The sequence below is a fragment of the Spirosoma rhododendri genome, assembly GCF_012849055.1.
GTDB classification, from domain to species: Bacteria; Bacteroidota; Bacteroidia; order Cytophagales; family Spirosomataceae; genus Spirosoma; species Spirosoma rhododendri.
In genome coordinates this window covers 4,466,965-4,487,924 of record NZ_CP051677.1, presented here as the reverse complement: position 1 = coordinate 4,487,924, position 20,960 = coordinate 4,466,965, and the positions used below count along the sequence as shown (strand labels likewise).

Annotated in this window: 18 protein-coding genes and 1 pseudogene; 9 read left to right on the top strand and 10 right to left on the bottom strand. The window is 53.1% G+C overall.

All coding sequences use genetic code 11. The features are described 5' to 3' along the window. Positions 1-228: 228 nt before the first annotated feature. The 4 genes from HH216_RS18645 to HH216_RS18630 all read right to left on the bottom strand — a co-directional run bounded on the left by HH216_RS18645 (position 229) and on the right by HH216_RS18630 (position 3,586). Complete coding sequence (locus HH216_RS18645) at positions 229-1,317, bottom strand: tetratricopeptide repeat protein (RefSeq protein ID WP_169552168.1); 1,089 nt, start codon at positions 1,315-1,317, stop codon at positions 229-231. Beyond that, positions 1,314-1,835 carry a hypothetical protein gene (locus HH216_RS18640; protein ID WP_169552167.1) on the bottom strand — a complete coding sequence of 174 codons (522 nt, stop codon included), beginning with the start codon at positions 1,833-1,835 and terminating at the stop codon, positions 1,314-1,316. The genes HH216_RS18645 and HH216_RS18640 overlap by 4 nt, the downstream gene beginning before the upstream one ends. Next, on the bottom strand, positions 1,828-2,160 hold the full coding sequence (locus HH216_RS18635) for a DUF805 domain-containing protein (RefSeq protein WP_169552166.1): 333 nt from the start codon (positions 2,158-2,160) through the stop codon (positions 1,828-1,830). The genes HH216_RS18640 and HH216_RS18635 overlap by 8 nt, the downstream gene beginning before the upstream one ends. A 385-nt stretch (positions 2,161-2,545) precedes the next feature. Next, a complete protein-coding gene (locus tag HH216_RS18630) occupies positions 2,546-3,586 on the bottom strand; it encodes a glycoside hydrolase 5 family protein (protein WP_169552165.1) in 1,041 nt (346 codons plus the stop codon). A gap of 187 nt (positions 3,587-3,773) precedes the next feature. Here HH216_RS18630 and rsmI point away from each other — a divergent pair, with 187 nt between their 5' ends. From rsmI to HH216_RS18610, 4 genes are all read left to right on the top strand, one after another. Continuing rightward, a complete protein-coding gene (rsmI, locus tag HH216_RS18625; protein ID WP_169552164.1) occupies positions 3,774-4,505 on the top strand; it encodes a 16S rRNA (cytidine(1402)-2'-O)-methyltransferase in 732 nt (243 codons plus the stop codon). Further along, the gene (locus tag HH216_RS18620) at positions 4,486-5,694 is read left to right on the top strand and encodes an Lnb N-terminal periplasmic domain-containing protein (RefSeq protein ID WP_169552163.1); all 1,209 of its coding nucleotides are present in this window, start codon (positions 4,486-4,488) and stop codon (positions 5,692-5,694) included. Before rsmI ends, HH216_RS18620 begins: the two co-directional genes overlap by 20 nt. Positions 5,695-6,217: 523 nt before the next feature. Continuing rightward, complete coding sequence (locus HH216_RS18615; protein ID WP_169552162.1) at positions 6,218-7,678, top strand: glycosyltransferase family 39 protein; 1,461 nt, start codon at positions 6,218-6,220, stop codon at positions 7,676-7,678. A 47-nt stretch (positions 7,679-7,725) separates the two neighbouring features. Continuing rightward, positions 7,726-8,409: a glycosyltransferase family 2 protein gene (locus tag HH216_RS18610; RefSeq protein WP_169552161.1), complete on the top strand. Its 684-nt coding sequence runs from the start codon at positions 7,726-7,728 to the stop codon at positions 8,407-8,409. Between the two features lie 104 nt (positions 8,410-8,513). Here the strand turns inward: HH216_RS18610 and HH216_RS18605 are convergent, their stop codons facing one another. From HH216_RS18605 to HH216_RS18595, 3 genes are all read right to left on the bottom strand, one after another. Then, on the bottom strand, positions 8,514-9,461 hold the full coding sequence (locus HH216_RS18605; RefSeq protein ID WP_254448510.1) for an RluA family pseudouridine synthase: 948 nt from the start codon (positions 9,459-9,461) through the stop codon (positions 8,514-8,516). A 131-nt stretch (positions 9,462-9,592) separates the two neighbouring features. Next, entirely contained in the window at positions 9,593-10,369 is a 777-nt protein-coding gene (locus HH216_RS18600; RefSeq protein ID WP_169552160.1) for a LytR/AlgR family response regulator transcription factor, read from the bottom strand. Between the two features lie 21 nt (positions 10,370-10,390). After that, the gene (locus HH216_RS18595; protein ID WP_169552159.1) at positions 10,391-11,533 is read right to left on the bottom strand and encodes a sensor histidine kinase; all 1,143 of its coding nucleotides are present in this window, start codon (positions 11,531-11,533) and stop codon (positions 10,391-10,393) included. 232 nt (positions 11,534-11,765) lie between these two features. On the opposite strand from HH216_RS18595, the gene HH216_RS18590 reads away from it, so the two are divergent. Then, complete coding sequence (locus HH216_RS18590; protein WP_169552158.1) at positions 11,766-12,596, top strand: SdiA-regulated domain-containing protein; 831 nt, start codon at positions 11,766-11,768, stop codon at positions 12,594-12,596. Between the two features lie 401 nt (positions 12,597-12,997). Here the strand turns inward: HH216_RS18590 and HH216_RS18585 are convergent. Together HH216_RS18585 and HH216_RS18580 are read right to left on the bottom strand one after the other, a co-directional pair. Continuing rightward, positions 12,998-13,956, bottom strand: a pseudogene (locus HH216_RS18585) (YihY/virulence factor BrkB family protein). Positions 13,957-14,039: 83 nt separating this feature from the next. Further along, a complete protein-coding gene (locus HH216_RS18580) occupies positions 14,040-14,624 on the bottom strand; it encodes a hypothetical protein (RefSeq protein WP_169552157.1) in 585 nt (194 codons plus the stop codon). A gap of 139 nt (positions 14,625-14,763) precedes the next feature. Here HH216_RS18580 and sppA point away from each other — a divergent pair, with 139 nt between their 5' ends. Further along, positions 14,764-16,524 carry a signal peptide peptidase SppA gene (sppA, locus tag HH216_RS18575; protein ID WP_169552156.1) on the top strand — a complete coding sequence of 587 codons (1,761 nt, stop codon included), beginning with the start codon at positions 14,764-14,766 and terminating at the stop codon, positions 16,522-16,524. Between the two features lie 285 nt (positions 16,525-16,809). Here the strand turns inward: sppA and HH216_RS18570 are convergent, their stop codons facing one another. Continuing rightward, positions 16,810-17,919, bottom strand: a complete 1,110-nt coding sequence (locus HH216_RS18570; RefSeq protein WP_169552155.1) for a leucine-rich repeat domain-containing protein — start codon at positions 17,917-17,919, stop codon at positions 16,810-16,812. Positions 17,920-18,363: 444 nt separating this feature from the next. Here HH216_RS18570 and HH216_RS18565 point away from each other — a divergent pair, with 444 nt between their 5' ends. The 3 genes from HH216_RS18565 (at position 18,364) to HH216_RS18555 (ending at position 20,960) form a co-directional block, all read left to right on the top strand. After that, entirely contained in the window at positions 18,364-18,504 is a 141-nt protein-coding gene (locus tag HH216_RS18565) for a hypothetical protein (RefSeq protein WP_254448509.1), read from the top strand. Then, positions 18,504-19,673 carry a helix-turn-helix domain-containing protein gene (locus HH216_RS18560; RefSeq protein WP_169552154.1) on the top strand — a complete coding sequence of 390 codons (1,170 nt, stop codon included), beginning with the start codon at positions 18,504-18,506 and terminating at the stop codon, positions 19,671-19,673. The genes HH216_RS18565 and HH216_RS18560 overlap by 1 nt, the downstream gene beginning before the upstream one ends. A gap of 84 nt (positions 19,674-19,757) precedes the next feature. Beyond that, positions 19,758-20,960 (top strand): acyltransferase family protein, encoded by a 1,203-nt coding sequence (locus tag HH216_RS18555; RefSeq protein ID WP_169552153.1) that lies wholly within the window; start codon positions 19,758-19,760, stop codon positions 20,958-20,960.

Below are 20,960 nucleotides of genomic sequence, written 5' to 3'. Positions count from 1 at the left end.
AACACACATAGCCGGTTGGGCTGCAAACATCATATACCCGGCAAGCATCCTGTCAGGGGGGATGTTGCCCACGCCAAACGAATTCAACAACCTCATACAACTGAACCTCTCCAATTCATTGACACCTACATACCAAGTTGCGATTCGAATTCACCTTAATTCGGATCCGCTGACTCAAATTACACGATGTCACTCAGTGTTTTTTTATGAGGTGCTGAATTTGCGTTACTATTTACAGTATTCATTGTAAAATTTATGAGCGTTTTGATTACCTAACTCAATCGATTTTTTTAAGTCCAAACACCCATCTTGACCTAAAAATACTTTGGCAATCCCTCTATTCCCTAATGCCATACTGGAAAACTCTGTATTGTAATTATCATATTTTATTGTCATTGTAAAATCTATGATAGCACCTGTATAATCTTCAAGTAAAAGTTTAGCATATCCGCGATTATTGTATGCCTTAAAGTAATTAGGTCGGTGTTTAATCGCTTGCGTATAATCAGCAATAGCTCCTTTATAATCATTAATATAGCGTTTGTTTAAGCCACGATTGTATAAGGCTTCGGATTTCATGTATGTATCTTCAACTGGATAATTTTCAATTGCTTTTGTGTATAGACGTATGGCTTCTTGTCTATTTTCGTTTTCAGATTGCATCTTACCATCGTTGTAGTATTTTACAGCTATGTCGTGTTTTTGAGTGTAGTGTGACATATCTGTTACCATGCCTTTATCTTCTATTGAATAAACAATATTTATGAATTCTTTCTGGTCGTACTTAAACTCATCTTTGTAGCTGTAGCAATAAGTCATGAGGCTAGCTTTTTTTCCAAAATAGAAAGCAAACATTCCAACTAAATTTCCTTTGATACTAATTCCAATATCGTACGTGAGTATTAAAATTTTGTTTTGAGCATCATAATAGTTTTTGCCCACTGTGAGTTCAAGGCCAAACTTTCCATTGACCATATTTTGCACTGTTTTTTCAAAGGTAGACTTGCTTGTAAAATACTCTTGGACTTTTTTTATAGCAGTTTCATTATCAGTAGCAGCATGAATATTTTTAAACAATATGTAAGGATAATCCATATCTGCATTACCAATTTTTTGATAGCAAGCGTCAAATTGAACATCTTCGCGATATTCTACTAGTTGTTTTATGTCGTTCAATTTTTTTTGTAAAATTTCCTTTGGAACTCTTTTCCAAGTCTTGTCAAAATTTATTTTGAATCCGAGGGGACTTGCATAATAAGTCTGAGCAGAACAGTTAAAGGCGATGAGTATTGAAAATAAGATGCAATACGTCTTCATTTTTCCGTTGTTACAAAAATTGTCTTGATATAAATTAAATTACTGTCAAATATTCTCCAGTCACCTCTATGATTCACGACCAAATATAGAATTAAATTATCGCTCATATCGTAGATATTAAATGTTCTCTTATCTTTCGGAATTAGATAACAGGAGTACTTACCATATTCGTCTTCAACATAAGTTCTATCTCTATACTTAGGAGGTTCTGTTGAGTTTATTACATATCTGCTTTTATTACTCGCAGAAGGATAAGTGTATGTATTATAGTAAAAGGTACTATACCTACTGTCTGGCTCAATCCAGCCTGGCTTACCTGTATATGGATTTATATTACCCGTTGTGGAGAAATTATCTCTGTTAGTTGCGTTTGGAGCAGTACGAAAATACGGCTGAACATAAGTTCCATCTTTTCTTGTGTATCCGCTGACTCTGACATGGTTTGGATTTGTTTGTCCAAAAACAAATCCAAACCATACGAACAATACGACAAATAACGCTAGCGTTTTCTCAAACATTAGTGTTCTGTATTTGTTCCCCTATGCCTTTGGGATTAGGCCCATATTCGTTGGTGCCGGCTTGGCCGTCGGCGAATAACATCCAAAGTCCGTAGAAAGGGATAATTTGATACCAGCCGCTGTTACCCCTATCGTGACACCTTTTCGCACCCTGCGACCACAGAAACCACAATAAAGGAATATATGCTATTCCTATGAGTGCTGCCCCTTCACCTGCTTGCATAATGACATTTATAATCACAGCTGCAAAGGCATAAATAATGGCGCTTATACCGTACTCAGACCTTCTGATACGACATTCAAATGAAAAGGTATTTTTGAACATATTATTTTGTTTTAAGTGGTTTTTCTAATGGTCAAGAAATAGAACAGAGAAAATGTTTGTTGTATTATACCGCTAGCCCTTACTTAGCAGGACGTTCTTCACGTCTCGACTGACCCGCTCGATTTTTCAGAGCCGACCAACTCAATTATTTCACCTGTCGCAAAATGGAAGCGCTGCTTTGAGAAACACACAACATGTTATTGTACTGATATCTGGTGAACTATGAGTTGTTAGTTATTAGCTAATTGTAGTTCCGTAGTTTTGCTGTATGTGCGTACCTGAACTGTACGTCTTGTCACAATGGTACATTAACAAATGATAATAACCCACAGCGATTGATTATTCGGTAAGGCCGGTATCAATCGCTGTGGACGAAGACGATCATCTACTTAGCTATCTGTTTAATCAACGCGGTTTCGGCGGGGTCGAAGACGGAGCCGTCGGGGCGGAAGATGTCGTGGAACCAGACGGGCGGCTCCTTACCGTCGGGCATGGGGGCGTTCCAGGCGTAGATGGTGTTAGTCTTGCCCTTTACCAGTCCCCAGTTGATCGCGCCGACTTTGTATTTCTTGAAAATGGGCAGGCTACTCTGGAACGTGCTGTTGCGGGTGCGGGCCATGTATTCGGTGCAGATCAGCGGGCGGCCGAACCGTTTTTGCAGGTCGATGATCTGCGCTTCCAGCTTGGGGGCTTCGTTGTAGTTATGGAACGTGATAATGTCCGACTGACCAAACATGATGTCGTTGGAGAGTTCGTGATCGTTCCACCAGCCAGCGGTAATCGGCTGCGACGGGCGGGCAGCCTGCGCCCACGCAAACGTTTTGGTTAGCAGCGGCACCACGGCGTCGTTGTAGCCGTTGTTGCTGGGTTCGTTAAACAGGTCCCACACCAGCACGCGCTTGTCGCTGGCGAAGGCGGTCAGCACGCCCTTCGTGTACTGCTCCAGTCCGGCCCAGGTGCGCGAATCGAACAGGCGTTTGGTGCCGGGGGCGCGTACCCAACCCGAGTTGTGTTTCCCCGTCACGGGCGCGGGCTGCTTGCCCAGCTGCGGGTCGTCGTTCCAGCACGAGTCGAACAGCACGAACATGATCTTGATGTGGTGCTTGTCGGCGATTTGCAGAAACTGGTCGATGCGCTTTTTGAACCCTTCGGCGTCCTGTTCCCAGACCAGATTGTGCAGAAACACGCGCATGACGTTCATGCCGATGCCTTCCGCGTAGCCGAGTTCTTTGTCGATGGTAGCCGGGTCGAAGGTGTCGGCCTGCCACATTTCAAGCTGATTGATGGCGGTGCTGGGGATGAAATTGGCCCCCACCAGAAAGGGTTGTGTTTTGTACCAGTCGTTGGCCTGCTGGGCCGTCCATCGTTGAGCGTTCGCCGTCAGCATCAACAGGCTGAGCAGGAGGGAGAGGAAGATAGAGCGCATGAATCGTGGGTTTAAGGTCTGACGTTTAACGGTCAATGTTGGCGTGTGAGGGCGACGGTCCTAAAACACAAATCCGGGTGACAGACCAACTTTAAACATTGGACATTGAACGGTAAACATCAACCTCTAAAGGCCGCACAACCAAAAATATCACCATCCAGCGGGGCAAAGCTGTTAACTTGCGGGCATGAAATTGTATCTGGTGCCGACACCCATCGGGAATCTGGACGACATTACCCTCCGGGCGATCAACGTGCTTAAATCGGTCGACGTGATTCTGGCCGAAGACACCCGCACGTCGGGGGTGCTGCTGAAACACCTCGCCATCAGCAAGCCGTTGCAGAGTTATCATATTTTCAACGAACACCAGACCGTACAGCGGCTCATCGAGCAGTTGAAGGCGGGTAAAAGCTTCGCGCTAATCTCCGACGCGGGTACGCCCGGCATCTCCGACCCCGGCTTTCTGCTGGTGCGGGCCTGTGTGCAGCACGACATCGTGGTCGAGTGCCTGCCCGGCGCAACGGCCTTCGTACCCGCGCTGGTCAACTCGGGTTTGCCGACGGACCGGTTTACGTTCGAGGGCTTTTTGCCCCACAAAAAAGGGCGGCAGACACGGCTGGGCGAACTGGCCGACGAGGAGCGGACGATGGTGTTCTACGAGTCGCCCCACCGCCTGCTGAAGACGCTGGGGCAGTTTGCCGAGCTGTTCGGGGCCGACCGTCCGGCCAGTGTGTCGCGCGAGCTGACGAAGCTGTTCGAGGAAAACCGGCGCGGGCCGTTATCGGAACTCATTACTTATTTTGGCGAAAAAACAATCAAAGGTGAGCTGGTTATCTGCGTTCAGGGGAAAGAGCCTGAGAAAAATAAAGGGCGTCGCAACAAGTACGCCGACGAAACCGATGAGGAAGACGATGAGTAGTGCCGCCCGCTTGCTGCTGTTCGTAGTGGTGCTGCTAAGTGCGTCGCTGACCAACGCGCAGACGCTGTCGCCGGGTGCGCGGATCAGTCTGCTGACGGCAGGGCCGGGTGAGGAGCTGTACTCGGTGTTTGGGCATACGGCCATCCGCGTCTACGACCCCGCGCTCAACCTCGACCGTACCTACGGCTGGGGCGGTTTCCGGTTTACGGAAGATAATTTCTACGTGAAATTCCTGCGCGGAACGCTGCCGTACTACATCGACGCCTACGATATGTACCTGTTCATGTACGCCTATCAGCAGGAGAACCGGTCGGTGCGGGAGCAGGTGCTGAACCTGTCGGCCTCGCAGCGGCAACGGGTGTTTCAGGTGCTGGAAACCAACATGCTGCCCGAAAACCGGACGTATCAGTACAAGTTTTTCTACGACAACTGTGCCACGCGCCCCCGCGACAAACTGGTCGAAGCCTGTGGCGACAGCCTGCTGATTCCGTCGGCGACGGTGATGACGGGTAAGTCGTACCGCGACTGGATGAACGATTATCTGGGTGAGAAGCCGTGGGCGAAGCTGGGGATGAACCTGGCCATCGGTCGCCCGGCCGACGAGCAAACCGACGGCTGGCACGCGATGTATTTGCCCAATAACGTCCACGATCAGCTGGCCCGCGCCACGATCCGGCAGCCGAACGGCGTTACACAGCCGTTTGTAGCCGAGGATAAAACGCTGTCTCAGGCGGCAACGACTTTCCGGCAGCAGGTACCCATCATCTTCGACCCGACGGTGGTATTCGCCGTGCTGGGGCTGGTGATTGTTTTTGCGACTGTCCGGCAGTATCAGCGGGGCTATGTTAGTCGGCGGCTCGATTTGTGGCTGTTTGGCGTGGTAGGGTTCCTGGGCTGGTTTTTGCTCCTGCTCTGGGTAGGTACCGACCACGGCGTCACGACCTGGAATCCGACGCTGCTCTACCTAGCTCCGTACCATCTGCCGCTGATTTTCTGGGCGACGAACAAGAACGCAACGAATGCCCGGCGGTCGCGGTACTTTGCCTTTACGGGGCTGCTGATAATCGTGGGGATGTTCCTGTCGACAGTGCCGGGCGGGGTCGACGTGCTGTTTCCGATGACCTTGCTGGTACGCTGCCTGGCTAACCTCCGCCCGGTCGGTCAAAGCCGCGCGGTTATTACGGCGTAGACTGTGTAGTCTGGACTCCAAAGCGTGGGTTCAGATTCGGAGGCTGTAAGGGTTCAGGCTGTTTACCCCCGCCCCCTGAAGGGAGAGCGTCCCGCGAATGAGTTTCTCCCCCTTCAGAGGTTGTTTGGGGAAGCATGATCCGGGTCAAAATTGCCTTTTTTGTCATCCCGACGACAGGAGGGATCCGCTCCGGCGGCCCGGTTCGCTAGGGGCAAGAAAACGCCGGTTACCGGACCGGGCCGCCGGAGCGGATCCCTCCTGTCGTCGGGATGACAAAAATTCATTCCCCAAACAACCTCTCAGGGGGCGGAGGGTATTGTTAATCAGAACTTGATAGCCCTTCCCGATAGAGCAACTACGTAAGACGGCAGCTTTTTGGTCGCTGTCGCGCCCGTCCACACCTGGAAGGTGCAGACGACAAGGTGTAGCCTAGACCGGTGCGCTGGAGCGATCCACGTCCGGGCTACACTGACTGGTTACAAAGTCCAGACGCTGCGGATTTTTGAAATTTTGACTGTTAACTATGCTTCGACTACTACCGGCACTGGCGCTGTTTGGTCTGGTTTTTTTTGTCTTTGCCTACAACTCAGGCTACGGCTACGACGCGACGGAATATCTGTACGTCGCCCGTTCGCTGGATGAACACCGGGCCTTATACGACTTTATCCCGTCGAAATCGTACCTGATCTATTCGTCGACCCACGTGCTGCTGGGGCTGCTGGGCGGCTATAATCACGTCAGTATTTCGTTGCTGATAACGTTGCTGGCGATGTCGGTGGTAGTGTCGGCTTACTGGGCTGTTCGGCAGTTGGGCAACCGGGCGGCTGCGCTGGGCGCTGGGCTGACGGCACTGACGTGCTTTTTCACCGAAATGAATTTTCTGGAACCCGAAAGCTGGATCGCGCTGACGGGTTTGCTGGCCTTCGGACTGGTAATCCGCAACGGCGGACGCGCTAGCTGGCGTTGGCTGGGCGCGGGCGCGTTGCTGGGCGTCGGTATGTGCTTCAAAAGCGTGGCGGCTTTCTACATGGTCGGTTTCGCGGGCTATCTCACCCTGCTCTGGCTAACGGGCCATCAGACGTTCGGCCGGATGGTGGGGCGGGGGCTCCTGACGCTGCTGGGCTTTCTGCTGCCGCTGGGCCTGTCGGCAACCTATTTCTACGCCACCGGCCGACTGAACCCGCATATCGAGTGGACATATATTTACCCGTTTGGTGGCTACCCGTCGCATACTTTATTTCTGGCCAAGTTTTTGGTGAAACTAAGCTGGCTGCTGGGCTTGCTGGCCGTGTCGCTGGTGCTGGTGTGGTTGCCGCCGTACCGACGTCAGTACGCGCAGACGCCCGCGTTGTGGCTGGCGCTGCTGCTGGGCGTGTTCGCCTGCGCGTCGCTGCTGAAGACGCAGGCCAGCCACTACTTTTTCCCCGCTGCCGTGTTTTTCAACGTCCATCTCGGTTTTCTGATCGATCGGTTTCTGACGAATCAATCGTGGGAGTTGAACCGGTTACCGCGCGTGGCTATAGCCGGGGCGGTGGTGCTGGTGATCGGGCTGGGTGCTGGCTTGTGGCTGTACCGACCCGATGCCGTTCGGCGGTTTACGCAACTGGCCGACTACCGGGGCGAAGTGTACAACGCCGGTTTTATCCGGCAGCAGGTGGGGCCGGGGGGGAAAGCGCTGATCTTCGACAATGCGATGATGCTGTATTTTCTATCCGACGTTGTGCCAAACGTGCCGTTTATCAATACCGAGATGCAGACGACACACTACATCGATCAGCACCCGGACACGTACGCCCGCGCCCTGGCCGATACGAGTTTGAAACTAATCATCATCGACAACCGGGCGCACGTAATCGACGACAGCACAGCCGCGCAGAAACCCGCCAACGTATACGCGCTACGTCAGTTGCGAGAGGGGCTCGATCGCTATTTTCGTCCCGGTACCGATTCTACTTTTCTGATGAAGTATTGGGTTCGTAAATGATTGAATCTCCCTGTTTTTTTTAGATTGCATTTTCGTAATACCTCCCTATGCTTTTGTCTGTTCTGATTCCCGCCTACAACGAAATAAAATCGATCGACGCTATAATCGAGAAAATACAGGCGGTACCGTTGGAGAAAGAGATTATCATCGTCGACGATGGGTCGACAGATGGCACCCGTGAACGGTTGGCTACGTATAACGCCGTGCCCAACGTACGGGTCATTCACCACACGCACAATCAGGGTAAGGGCGCAGCCATCCGAACGGCCATTCAGCACATTCAGGGCGACATCGCCATTATACAGGATGCTGACCTGGAGTACGAACCGCAGGATTATGTCAAACTGATTGAGCCCATCGTAGCCGGACGGGAGAAGGTCATCTACGGGTCACGCTTTCTGAAACCTGAGAATCGCCATTCGTACTTCAGCTTTTACCTGGGCGGACAAATTGTTACCTGGCTTACGAATCTGCTCTACAGCCAGCGCCTGACCGACGAACCGACCTGTTACAAGGTATTCGATTCGAAGTTTCTGCAATCAATTCCGCTCGAATGCAACGGCTTCGAGTTTTGCCCCGAGGTAACGGCGAAAGTGGCGAAGCGGGGTGTCCGTATTCACGAATTGCCAATCAACTACTACCCGCGATCGATCGAAGAAGGCAAGAAAATTTCCTGGTTCGACGGTATCGAAGCCATCTGGGTACTGGTGAAATACCGGTTTGTACAGTAGGTCTACGGTTTACAGTTTACAGTATTCGGTTTACGGTGCTGGCTAGTGCATTCGCACACTCGTAAACCGACTACTGAAAACCGTAAACTTCATACCGTGCCCCGTTATTTCAGCACTGCCAGAAAGCCCTTTGGGATGGGGGCGTCGAACCGCATGGGAGCTTTCGTGATGGGGTGCTCAAACGCCAGCACTTCCGCGTGCAAACCCAGGCGACCGATGGGGTCGGATTCAGCACCGTATTTGGAATCGCCCGCAATGGGGTGCTTGATGTCCTGCATATGTACCCGTATCTGGTTCTTGCGGCCTGTTTCGAGTTCGAGTTCGAGCAGGGCATAGCCGTTGGCAGCGCGGACAACCTTATAATTCGTGATAGCGAGTTGCCCGGTGTCGGGGTTTTGGCTGGAGTAGACGATCAGCGCTTTACTCTCGTGCAGGTACGACTCTATTTTGCCCTGCTCCGGCGACGGAACCCCCTCGACAAGTGCTACGTAGGTGCGCTGCCGGATGGTTTCGTTCCAGCTCTCCTGCATCAGCCGTTGCACGCGTTCGCTGCGGGCAAACATCATTACCCCCGACGTTTCGCGGTCGAGCCGGTGAACGATAAAAATGCGGTTTTTGGGATTTTCGGTCTTGACGTAACTACTGAGAATGCTGTAAGCCGTATGGTCGCGCTGCTTCTCGGTACCCATCGACAGGATACCCGCCTGCTTGTTGATGATAATCAGGTGCTGATCTTCGTATAGAATCGTCAGACCCCGGAACTGCGCCGTGCGGGGGGCGCGGGCCGCCGATACCGTCACGATCTGACCCGGCCGGAGGGGCTGGTTAAACTGTGAACTGATCCGCCCGTCGATCTTGATCTGCTGGTTGCTCAGCAGCGATTTTATGTTGTTACGATTTTTGTGGGGCAGGCTGGCAATCAGAAATGCCATCAGTTCAGCGGGCTCTTTCACCGTCAGCTGCTGGTCGGTACGCTGCCCGCGTGGCCGGTGTTCGCGTTCCGGCTTCTCTGGGGTATAATCGTCTTCTTCGTCCTCAAACATGTCCTCCATCCCGCAAAGGTACGCCTTTGGCAGGTGGTTTACTGTTTAAGGTCTAGAGTTTAACGTTTCAATGGCTGCACCCACTCATGTCGTTTCTAACGCCAGAACCTTAAACTTTAGACCTTAAACATTAACCCGGCTCATTTGCCCAGCCACTCCTTGAACTCCGTCATACGGTCGCCACTGACGAAGACATCGTGGCGGGGGCGGGGCAGGAGGTCGACTTTGAGCTTACCGGCGGAGTAGGTATGAATGGTCTGAATGGCGGGCAGCGACACCAGATACTGCCGGTTCACACGAAAGAAATGCCGGGGGTTCAGCAGCTGCGCCAGCTTGTCGAGGCTGTAGTCGACGGGGAGGTTCAGGCCGTCTTTCGTGGACAGAAACACAACCCGGTCTTCCAGAAAAAAGTAAGCAATGTCGGGGGTTTCAATGCTGCGAATCTTCGTGCCGACCGAGATCATAAACCGGTCTTTGTAGTCTACCGGCTGCGATCGGCCGAGCAGGCTCATCAGCGTTTCCAGATCGGGCGCAGCCGGAATTGACTGCCCGAACTGCTGCTTCAGGGCTTTGAATTTGTTGATAGCCGCAGCCAGTTCGTCGAAGTTGATGGGCTTGAGCAGGTAGTCGATGCTGTTGACTTTGAACGCCTGAATCATGTATTCGTCGTAGGCGGTCGTGAAGATAACGGGGGTCGTCAGCTGGGTTTGCTCGATGATACGGAACCCAAGGTCGTCTTCGAGGTGAATATCCATAAACACCAGATCGAGCGCATCGTGGGGCGCGCGCAGCCACGCAATCGCTTCGGCTACCGACGGGATATGCGCCAGCACCCGAATCGAGGAGTCGTATTTGCGCAGCAGCGATTCGAGCCGGTTGGCGGTTAGGTTTTCGTCTTCAATAATCAGTACGTTCATAGGCGTGATGGTGGGGATGGGCTAGGTCAGCAGCGGAATCTTGACGACAAAATTACCGTCGCTCTCGCCCACCCAAACCGGGTGGTTGGTAAGCAAAGCGTAACGCGTAACAATATTTTGCAGCCCGACACCCGTCGAATGTTCGGCTTGCGGGCGCGGCTGTAGGTTGTTCTGAATGACCAGGCATTCGCCTTCCTGACTGATACGAATCGTCAGCGGTTCGCGGGTCGACATGCGGTTGTGCTTAACGGCGTTTTCGACCAGCAGTTGCAGCGTCAGTGGGGCGATGCTGTAGCGGGTCTGATCGGCTTCCGGCACGTCGATAATCACGTCGAACTTGTTCTCAAAGCGGATATTCAGCAGAAACCGGTACGCCTGAATAAAGTCGAGTTCGGTTTTGAGCAGCACCCGTTCGTTGTCGCGCTGCTCCAGCAAATACCGGTACGCCCGCGACAGCTGATCGATAAATTTCTCCGACAGGTCGGCGTCGGCGTGTACCAGCGACGACAGAATGCTCAGGCTGTTGAACAGGAAGTGCGGGTTGACTTGACTTTTGAGGGCGGCAAACTGCGCCGTCACGTTTTCTTTTTCGAGCCGTTCGGCCTTTATTTCTACGTCTTCCAGCCGACGATAGGCGCGTCGGTTGGCGGCCAGATAAAACGCCGACAGCATGGCCATAACGGTTAGCGCGTTGTTGGCCCGTCGGCGCTGATCGCGGTTTTCCAGCCGCATCCGCTCTTCGGAAGGAGTAAACGTACGGTGGGGCTGATCGCGGTATGTGGCAATGCGCGACTCCAGATAATCGTCGAGTGTGTGCCAGATAAAAATAAAGCAACTGTTGAACCCGACGGCGATCATACTGGCAATCGCCAGCGTAGTGAGCTGGGCCGGTATTTTGAATTCGATCAGGAAGCGTTCGCCAAACCAGACCGAAAAAAAACGGCGGTGAATCCACTCCGATATGCCGATCCAGACGAAGAAAAACAGCACGAACAACCCAAACTCCAGCACGAAAAACGGCAGTCGTGTTAGTTTGAACGCCCAGGCCGGATTCCAGATATTGACATACAGCCGCAACGGCCAATAGACCACAAACACGCTGAGTGCCAGTTGCCAGCGTTGGGCAGTCGTCAGTCGGTAGGAAGCGCGGGTTTTTTGGTTCACAATCAAATCTAACTGATCGCCGGGAGGGGCGAAAGACAAACCGCCCGAAAGCCTGATTCGGGTCTATGAATGACGATTGTAGAGTTGTAAAGGTGTAAAGTTGTAGCGTTATAAAGTCGTAAAGTTGCTGGCGCGTCAGCCCATCCGGCCGGTAGCAACTCTACAACGCTATAACTTTACGACTCTACAACTTTATAACGCTACAACCATTCAACCTTACAACTTCAAAACCATGCGTGTTCTTGCCCTTGCCCTGTTGCTGATGGGATGCGGTTCGTCGTCGACAACGAAGCAGTCGTCGGAAGCCGAATCGAAAGCGCCTGCCTATCCGTTTGCGTACCGGCTCAACCAGCCCGCCAGCGTTGTTAACCTGCCCAAGAAGCTGGACGAAATTTCGGGTCTAAGCTATTACAAGCCGAATCAGCTCCTGTGCATTCAGGACGAAGCGGCCGCTGTTTACGTGTATGATATCCAGGCCGGGAAGGTTATCGAAGACATTGATTTTGGCGGCTACGGCGATTTTGAGGGCGTCGAATACGTGAAGGGCGAGGTGTATGCGCTCGAAAGCAACGGCATGCTGTCCCGCTTCAAGCCGGGAGACCTGAAAGGGGGCCACGTAAAAACCGGCGTGCCCGCCAAAACGGAGGTCGAAGGACTAGGCTATGACCCTAAGAGCAATCAGCTGCTGATTGCCGTGAAGAAAGGCAGCACGGGGGCCAGCGACAAAGCCATTTACACCTACGACCTGACCCGAAAAACGGTTTACAAGGCGCTTAACATCAGTGACGTTCAGCTGGAGGAAGCCGGTATCGACCCCGACAGTTACAAGCCATCGGGTATTGCCGTTCACCCCATCACGGGCGACTGGTACGTGCTGACGTCGGCGGGGCACCGACTAGTGGTCATGAACCGACAGGGCAAAATACTGTACAGCGAAAAGCTCGATGAGAAGCTGCTTCGTCAGCCGGAGGGCATCTGCTTTGCGCCCAGTGGCGACCTGTTCATTGCCAGCGAAGGCAAAGGCAAGAAAGCCGTGATATTGACCTTTCCGTACCAGAAGTAACGGCGGTGCCGGTTTTGGCGAACCCCCCAGCCCCGACCCGCCCTGAAGGGGGAGTGGGGTTCGTGGGATACTCCCCCTTCAGGCGGTCCTTGTAGGGGGTTTCACACAGTGTATGGTAACCGGCTTCATGGACAGGCCTTTTTACCCCTAAATCCCCTGAAGGGGACTTGGCTCGCATGTAGAAAAAGTCCCCTTCAGGGGATTTAGGGGTAAAAAGGCTCCTTTTATAAGCCATCAGGTTAACATGCTCAAACCCCCTACAAGATTAACTCTCAGGGGGCTGGGACGGTCGACCGCTACCGGGTAAACAGGCAAAAGGAAGTTTAGCCACTACCAGTCCTGACTCAAGAACTTAACAGCCTCGGGAAGGCGGTGACTGATTGGCACCTCTAAAACCGGGCTTACTTCGCCTGATCTTCTTTGGGGCCGGTAGGAATAACAGCTACGTTGCGTTCGCGCTCGGTTTGCTCGACGTAAACGGCGTTTTCGGCGGGTTCAATCCGGATGCCGAGGTTGTTGGCGTATGCCTGCGTAAACTCTGCCCCGAAGTACAGAATAGCCGCCGTGTAGTAAATCCAGGTCAGCAGCACAATCAGCGAACCGGCAGCCCCGTAGGTCGAGCTGGAGCCCGTTGTTTCGATGTACAAACTGATGAGGTAACGGCCCAGCACAAACAGCAGTGCCGTAAAAAAAGCCCCCAGCGCACATCTTTCCAGGAAATCTTGGCGTCGGGCAGCACTTTGAAAATAGTCGCAAACAGCAAGGCGGCAACCAGCGTACTCAGCGCGAAGGTCAGCCCGCTGATGAGATATAGACTCAGACCCGGCGCAAACCGATTGATGTACGTGCCGAGTGTGGCGATCAGACCGCTGATAACAAACGAAACCAGCAACAGAAACCCCATACTCAATACCATCGACGACGACAGCACGCGGTCTTGCAGTAATTTTAACCAGCCTTTTTTGGGCTTGGCCTTCACGCGCCAGATCAGATTCACTGAATCCTGAATCTCAACGAATACGCTCGTTGCGCCGATCAACAGCGTGATAATGCTCACGATCAGCGCCGTACTCGACTTCCCCGACAGGCTCGTGCTTTTGATCATGTCCTGAATCTGTTTGGCGGCATCGGCCCCCACCAGGCCACTGATCTGCCCGACGATCTGTCCCTGAATAGCTTCTTCACCCAGAAAAATACCCAGCAGCGAGATAACGAGTACCAACAGCGGAGCCAGTGAAAAAACAGTGTAATAAGCAAGTGCTGCGCTTAGCTTCAGGCATCGGTCGTCGAGGAAGCCATTGAATGAATCGCGCAGAATAGGGCCTATCTTGGCGAAAAATGATTTGTTGGACGTTGACATAGGGAGTAAACAAACTACGATTCACAACCGTGAACCGAAATCTGTCAAATGGCTACAGGTGTAACCATCGGCCCTGTCGATTGTTAACGGCTTCTTGGCTGTTGCCAGCGCAGATCGGCCGTATTAAACCGAATATCACGGGTGTCCTGCCCGGCAAACTCGACTGTCACGACCATTCGTCGGGCGGTTCTCAGCTCATCAATCAGTTGCTGCTCGTTGCCAAAAAACAGGATGTTGGCCCGGCCGTTAGCCGCTGCGACAAGTGGAAATGAAACGGCCGGGCGGTTGTCGAACCGGACGCGGGCCGTGCCCCCCTGAAAGCTGCGGTTGAATTGCCCCTTCGAGATTTCGATGTAGGCGTGTGTTTCGCCACTCCGTCGGCGCAGTGTAAGCGAAGCCGTCGAGCCGCCTTCGTAGGGGAATTTGAACTGGAGTAACGTAGGCGAAACCGTTACGGCTTTATAGCCGGTACGGGTTTCTTCGTATAACCACCGCCCCGCATCGGGCGACGTAGCCGCGACGGCGGGCTGTGTGAAGGCCACGGGCGGTTCCATACCGGGGCTGGCCGACACGGTAGCGGGGGCCGTTGTGGCGGTCGTTGCCGAGTCGGCTTTACCGCCGGGTCGGCAACTGCTTAGCAGACTACTGGCGATCAAAAGAACACACAAAACCATCCCTTCCGCAGCCGGGAAGACTATCCCGCCACTTATCCGGTGAAACGGCGTGTTCAACATTTTTTGTGCGACATGGCGCATCGACCGGTTATTTTTGTTTGTCTGGAACACAGAACGCAACTTTTCCGAATTCATGCTACAATTTCTTAAATACGTGTTAGCGACCGTCGTTGGGCTGATACTGTTTTCGGTTATCGGGTTTATCCTGCTGGCCGGGCTGGGCGCTGCCTTCTCGTCGTCGAGTGGTAAACAATCCATCTCCGACAACGGTGTATTAAAAATCGACCTCGACAAGCCGGTACAGGAACGGACTACCGAAAACCCGTTTAAAGGGTTTGGTACGTTTGGTGGCCCCAACGATGCCATCGGGCTGATCGACATCAAAGAAGCGCTGCAACACGCCAAAACCGACGATAAGATCAAAGGTATTTACCTGACGGCTGCCACACCACAGGCGGGCTGGGCGTCGCTCGAAGAAATCCGCAACGCGCTGATCGACTTCAAGACGTCGAAGAAATTTGTGTATGCCTATGGCGAAACGATGACCGAGAAAGGGTACTACCTCGCGTCGGTGGCCGATAAAATTTACCTCAATCCGGCCGGTGATCTGGAGTGGAACGGGCTGGATGCTGAACTATCGTTTTTCAAGGGCACGCTCGACAAGCTGAACCTCAAACCCGAAATCTTCCGCGTTGGTGAGTTCAAGAGTGCTGTCGAGCCATTCATCCGGGAGAACATGAGCGAACCCAACCGGCTGCAATACACCTCGTTCCTCAACTCGATCAACGACTACACGCTGGTACGGGTGGCACAGAGCCGGGGTCTGCGTGTCGACTCCCTCAAACGCTACGCCGATAACCTCACCATCCGCGAACCCAACGACGCCCTCCGCACCAAACTCGTGACGAACGTCGGGTATCAGGACGAAGTTGAAGCGCTGATCCGGCAGCAGCTGAAGCTGGAGGAAAAGAAAAAAATCAACTACGTGTCGCTGAGTAAGTATCAGGATTCGTACGATGCCGACGAGGGTAGCGGCTCCAATCGAATCGCGGTCATCATCGCGTCGGGCGATATCAACTCGGGTAAGAGTGGCGACAACAGCATCGGCTCGGAAACAATCGTAAAAGAACTGCGCAAAGCCCGGCTCGACGATAAAGTAAAGGCCATCGTACTGCGGGTCAACTCGGGCGGGGGTAGCGCACTGGCCTCGGATGTGATGTACCGTGAAGTTGAACTGGCGAAAAAGGCGAAGCCCGTTATCGGTTCGATGTCTGACTACGCGGCTTCGGGCGGTTACTACATGCTGATGGGCTGCAACAAAATCGTGGCTGAACCCAACACCATCACCGGCTCGATTGGCGTATTCTCGCTGCTGTTCAACACCGAAAACTTTTTCAAAGACAAAGTGGGTGTGACCTTCGACCGGGTGAAAACAAACGAAAACGCTGACTTTCCGTCGGGTACGCACGAGATGTCGCCCTTCCAGAAGCAGGTGCTGCAACGGCAGACTGAGCGCATCTACGCGCAGTTTACCAGCAAAGCGGCCGCTGGTCGGAAACTGCCCATCGACAGTCTGCGCGCTATCGCGGGTGGCCGCGTCTGGACCGGTACGCAGGGCAAAGCCCTCGGTCTGGTCGATCAGCTGGGCGGTCTGGACGACGCAATCAAGCTGGCGGCTCAGTCGGCCAAGCTTAAATCAGGTGATTACCGGTTGAAATACCAGCCCGGCAAGAAGCCGTTCTTCGATCAGATTATGAGTTCATTCAGCGACAGCGATGAAACCCGTATGCAGGCGCAACTCGGTGAACTGGCTCCGTACGTCAAGTACCTGAAAAAGCTGAAAACCCTCGAAGGCGTGCAGATGCGTATGCCGTTCGAGATGGAAATACGTTGACGGGTTTACGGTTTGTAGTTCAAGGTTTAAAGTTGGCTACCGCACAGAAACATTAAACCTTGAACCACAAACCTTAAACTCACGAAGAGTCTGGTTTGCTGAAAAGTGACCCGTTTGGCCACAGTGCCGGGCGGGTCCTTTTTGTGCCGTGCTGTGTAGCCTGCAAACGCTTGTCTTAACGTGAATTGTAACTACATAATCGCTGCCAGTTCGGTCAATCAGACGGCAATATTACACCCTGGGCAACACGGTTTGCCAGGCTGATAGTCTCGTTAATTCCAGGTTCTACGGGTTCATAAAAAGCTGCCCCCCCGCTTCGTAAATTAGCTTCCCACCAGTAGTGTAACGGAGGTACCCGGCCTGGCTGGACTTACCGGACTGGATTGTGATGGTATTCTGTAGAAGGACCTGATCGCCAAAATGAGGCAGCGCGCCACACGACCAGACGGTTTGATCGTGCCAGTAACCTGATTTGGTTGTTGTAAGGGTGCCGTCGTATTCTCCCGAACCATTAGCGCAGAAAGAGGCCCAGTCGCCACCCCCGGGTAAGCCTGCATTACCGTTTATTTCGACCCGACGACCACAAAGATTCTTCAGTGAGGTAGGGATACAGCCCGAAAGCTGATTGACCGCCAGCGAAAGAACCATCAGTGAATTTATGGTACCCAGTGAAGCAGGTATAGGGCCCGTAAACTGATTGATAGTCAGGTATAATTCGCTGAGTGCAGGGAATTCATTAAAATAGTCCGGAACACTGCCTGACAAACGATTGCCAGATAAAGCTAACCGTTGCAGCGTTTTAAGCTGACGAAACGATGATGGAATTGGCCCGGTTAAATTATTGGAGCCAAGGTGGATGTCTTTTATTGATTTTAATTCGCCAAGTGCGGTTGGAATGGCCCCGGTCAAGCCGTTGAAGCCCAGATACAACAAGTCCACATTAGCTAATTTGCCGAGTGAAGCTGGGATAGCTCCTCCAAAATTATTGCTAAAGAGATCGACGTACCGTAAATCAGTCAGTTGCCCGAGCGAGCTGGGGATGGGGCCGGTAAGTTTGCTGTTAAAGGAAACGACCAGCTTTCGCAACTTTAACAATCCGCCGACAGTTTGCGGGAATGGACCGTCCAGATTATTGCCCTGCGTACGATTGACGGGGTTACCTAAATTTAGCTCTGTTACCCTGCCATCAGTACAACTCACACCGAACCAGCCGCTACAAGGATCGCAGTTCGATAGCCACCCCGAACGATTGAACCAACTGTCTCCCTTAGTCGAGTTGTATAAGTTTGCCAGGGGCAAATAGTCCGGATGAAGGTTTGTGCCAACGTCGACAGCCGCATTGCCAGTACAATAACCGGCTGCATCTGTCGCCGTAACGCTGTATGAACCGTTCATGGTTACCCTGGCCTCGCCAGTAGTATTGACTAATTCGAAGTCATAAGGCCCTTTGAAGGTATACTTTATCGTTCCGGTGCATGAAGTAGCCGCTGTTAGTGTAGTGCTGGGCTGTTCGCAGGTAAGGAAATTACTGCTAGTGATGGTTACCGAAGGAGATTGAGAATAGGATGCGTACGGCCAGCTCAACCGACATAGTACAAATAAAAGCGAAAAGAAACGAAGCGTGTAAGTACGCCGAAACAGACGATAGCCAGGAAGTGGAAGAAGCGTAGACAGTAGATGCATAGCACGGATAAGCAAAAATAAACAACAGATTGAGAATAGCTCGTTCATATGACACTACGAAGCTAATTTATACGGCGGTGCCCACTTTGCCGATTGCTAATCAGGTCATTCCGCCTGACCCGGCTGCCGTTTGGGCTGAAATAGGTATCTTTGTGTATGCTTACTGAACAGCAACAACAAACTATTGAAACAACGACGCTGCTGGTGATGGAGGCTTTCTACACCGTGCAGGGAAAAGGTATTCACACGGGCCGGGCGGCTGCGACGTGGGCTGCCACAGTAATCATTTCTAATTAATGCAATCCCTTCCAATTCGGCTTGATGTCTTTGCGCTGGCGATACTGCTGGGTATCGTGCAGGGTATTTTTCTGGGTTTGTTCCTGCTGACGGGAACACGCGGAAAAGACGTCGCCAACCGTTGCCTGGGCTGGTTTACGCTGGTGCTGGTGGCGATCATCAGCGAGATTTTCCTGAACTACACCAACTACACCTTCCGGCTGCTCTGGACGGTCGATCTGGCTGAGCCGGTCAATTTTACGGTGGGGCCGCTGTTTTATTTTTTCGTGTATAGCCGCCTGCACAAACGACTGCCGCGCAGCTGGGGCTGGCACCTGGTGCCGTTCGCGATCTGGCTGCTCAACGCCGTGACATGGATCGATCAGCCACTTGAATTTCGGTACAATTCCTACACCGACGCCTGGCACCCCGAACTGCCCAGAATAGCGGCTGAGCAGCGATGGCCGGAGGACTTTACGGACTTACGGCCGTACGTCAGCGAGATAACGGCCCTGAGCTGTGTGGTCTACGCCCTGTTGTCATTGCTGGTGATGCGCCGGGCGGTGCGCCAGCGGCCGGAGCTGACGGGCTCGCCGGTGCTGCGTCCGCTGTGGCTGATGAGCGGGCTGTTTGCGCTGGTGCCCATCCTGATCGCCCTGGTCAACCTTGTTTTCGACCACGATCTGGGCGACCATCTGCTGGCCAGTTACGTAACGCTGTCGATTTACGTCAACACGTTCCTGCTGCTGCGCGGGTCGGCCTTTTTCCAGCCGCTGCCCCAGCCCGTCGCCGGTCCGGCGGAGCCGAAAAAGAAGTACGAAAAATCGGCCCTGTCGGAAGAGGTCGAAGCGGTCGTTTTGCAGAAACTGACGCGGCTCATGGACGACGAAAAGCTGTACCTGCGCAGTGATCTGTCGCTGCCCAAACTCGCCGATCAGTTGAATACAAGTCCGCACCATCTGTCGCAACTGCTCAACGACCGGCTGCAAAAAAGCTTCTTCGATCTGCTGGCCGACTACCGCGTTCGGGAGGCCCAGACGTTGCTCACCGACCCACTTACGACCAATCTGAAAATCGACGAAATTGCTGAGCGCGTGGGCTACAATTCAACGTCGGCTTTTCATACGGCATTCAAGCGGCTGACGGGTCAAACCCCCGCCCAATTCCGCCAATTGACTGCGTACCGATAGGCGCGAACTTCACGACGACCGGAAAATAGGCTATTCTGACGCACTGGGCCGGACTTTTGGGCTATCAAACCAACTCCGCCCACCATGGCCCAATACCCCATTTCTGATGCTCCTTCCGACGAAGAAGCCGCTGCCCACCTACCCAAAGCCGTCCGGCGCTACGACCTCGACTGGCTGCGAATCATCGCCATCATCACGCTGCTGTTCTACCATACCGGCATGCTCTACGTGTTGGACTGGGACTGGCACATCAAAAGCCCGGAGCGTAGTGCCCCGATGAAAGAAGTTATGCGGTGGCTGCACCAATGGCGCATGCCGCTGCTGTTTTTTATTTCCGGGGCCGGTACGTTTTTCGCCCTCAAACGACGCACTTACGGTAGCTATGCCGGTGAGCGGGTTCGGCGGCTGTTCGTGCCGCTGCTGTTCGGCATGTTCGTGATCGTGCCGCCCCAGATTTATTACGAATGGGTGTTCAAAGGCTGGTTCAGCGGCAGCTACGTCGATTTTTACCCCAAGGTGCTGGAGTTTCAGCCGTACCGCGACGGGGTCAAAAGCGGGGCGTTTAGCTGGCATCACCTCTGGTTTATCCTGTACCTGTTCAACTACGCCCTCATCAGTATTCCCCTGTATCGCTGGCTGAAATCGTCGTCGGGGCAGCGGTTTACGGATCGCATCGTGCGCCTGGCCGACCGGCGGGGTGGGGCGCTGTGGCTGGCAGTCGGTCTGGTTCCCAGTCAGTTGTTGCTCAAACCTTACTTCCCGGAGGAAACGCACGCGCTGATTAACGACTGGGCCTACTTCGTGAAAAACCTGCTGCTGTTCTGGGCGGGTTATCTGCTCACCAGCCGAACGGATTTCGCGGAAGCATTCGCCCGGCAGCGACGGCTGTTTTTATACGCGACGCTGATCTGTACCGCGCTGTTCTACGGCATTATCGCAGTCTGGAACGGAGGCTATGGAGTTGAGGACGTACTGGAGCCGATCTACACGGTCACGGTCAACTGCCTGACCTGGTTTTCGGTGCTGACGACCATCGGCTACGGCTACCGCTACCTGAACGTCAGCAAGCCCATCCTGCCCAAACTCAACGAAGCCGTGTACCCGTTCTACATCCTGCACCAGACCGTCATTATCATCATCGGCTACTACGTCCTGACCCGCACCGGTCTGGGCGTATACGACGGCTTTCTGGTCGTCAGCCTGTCGTCTGGCCTGATTTGTATCGCGATTTATCTGTTGCTAATCAGGCCATTCCGCCTGACCCGGCTGCTGTTTGGGTTGAAGTAG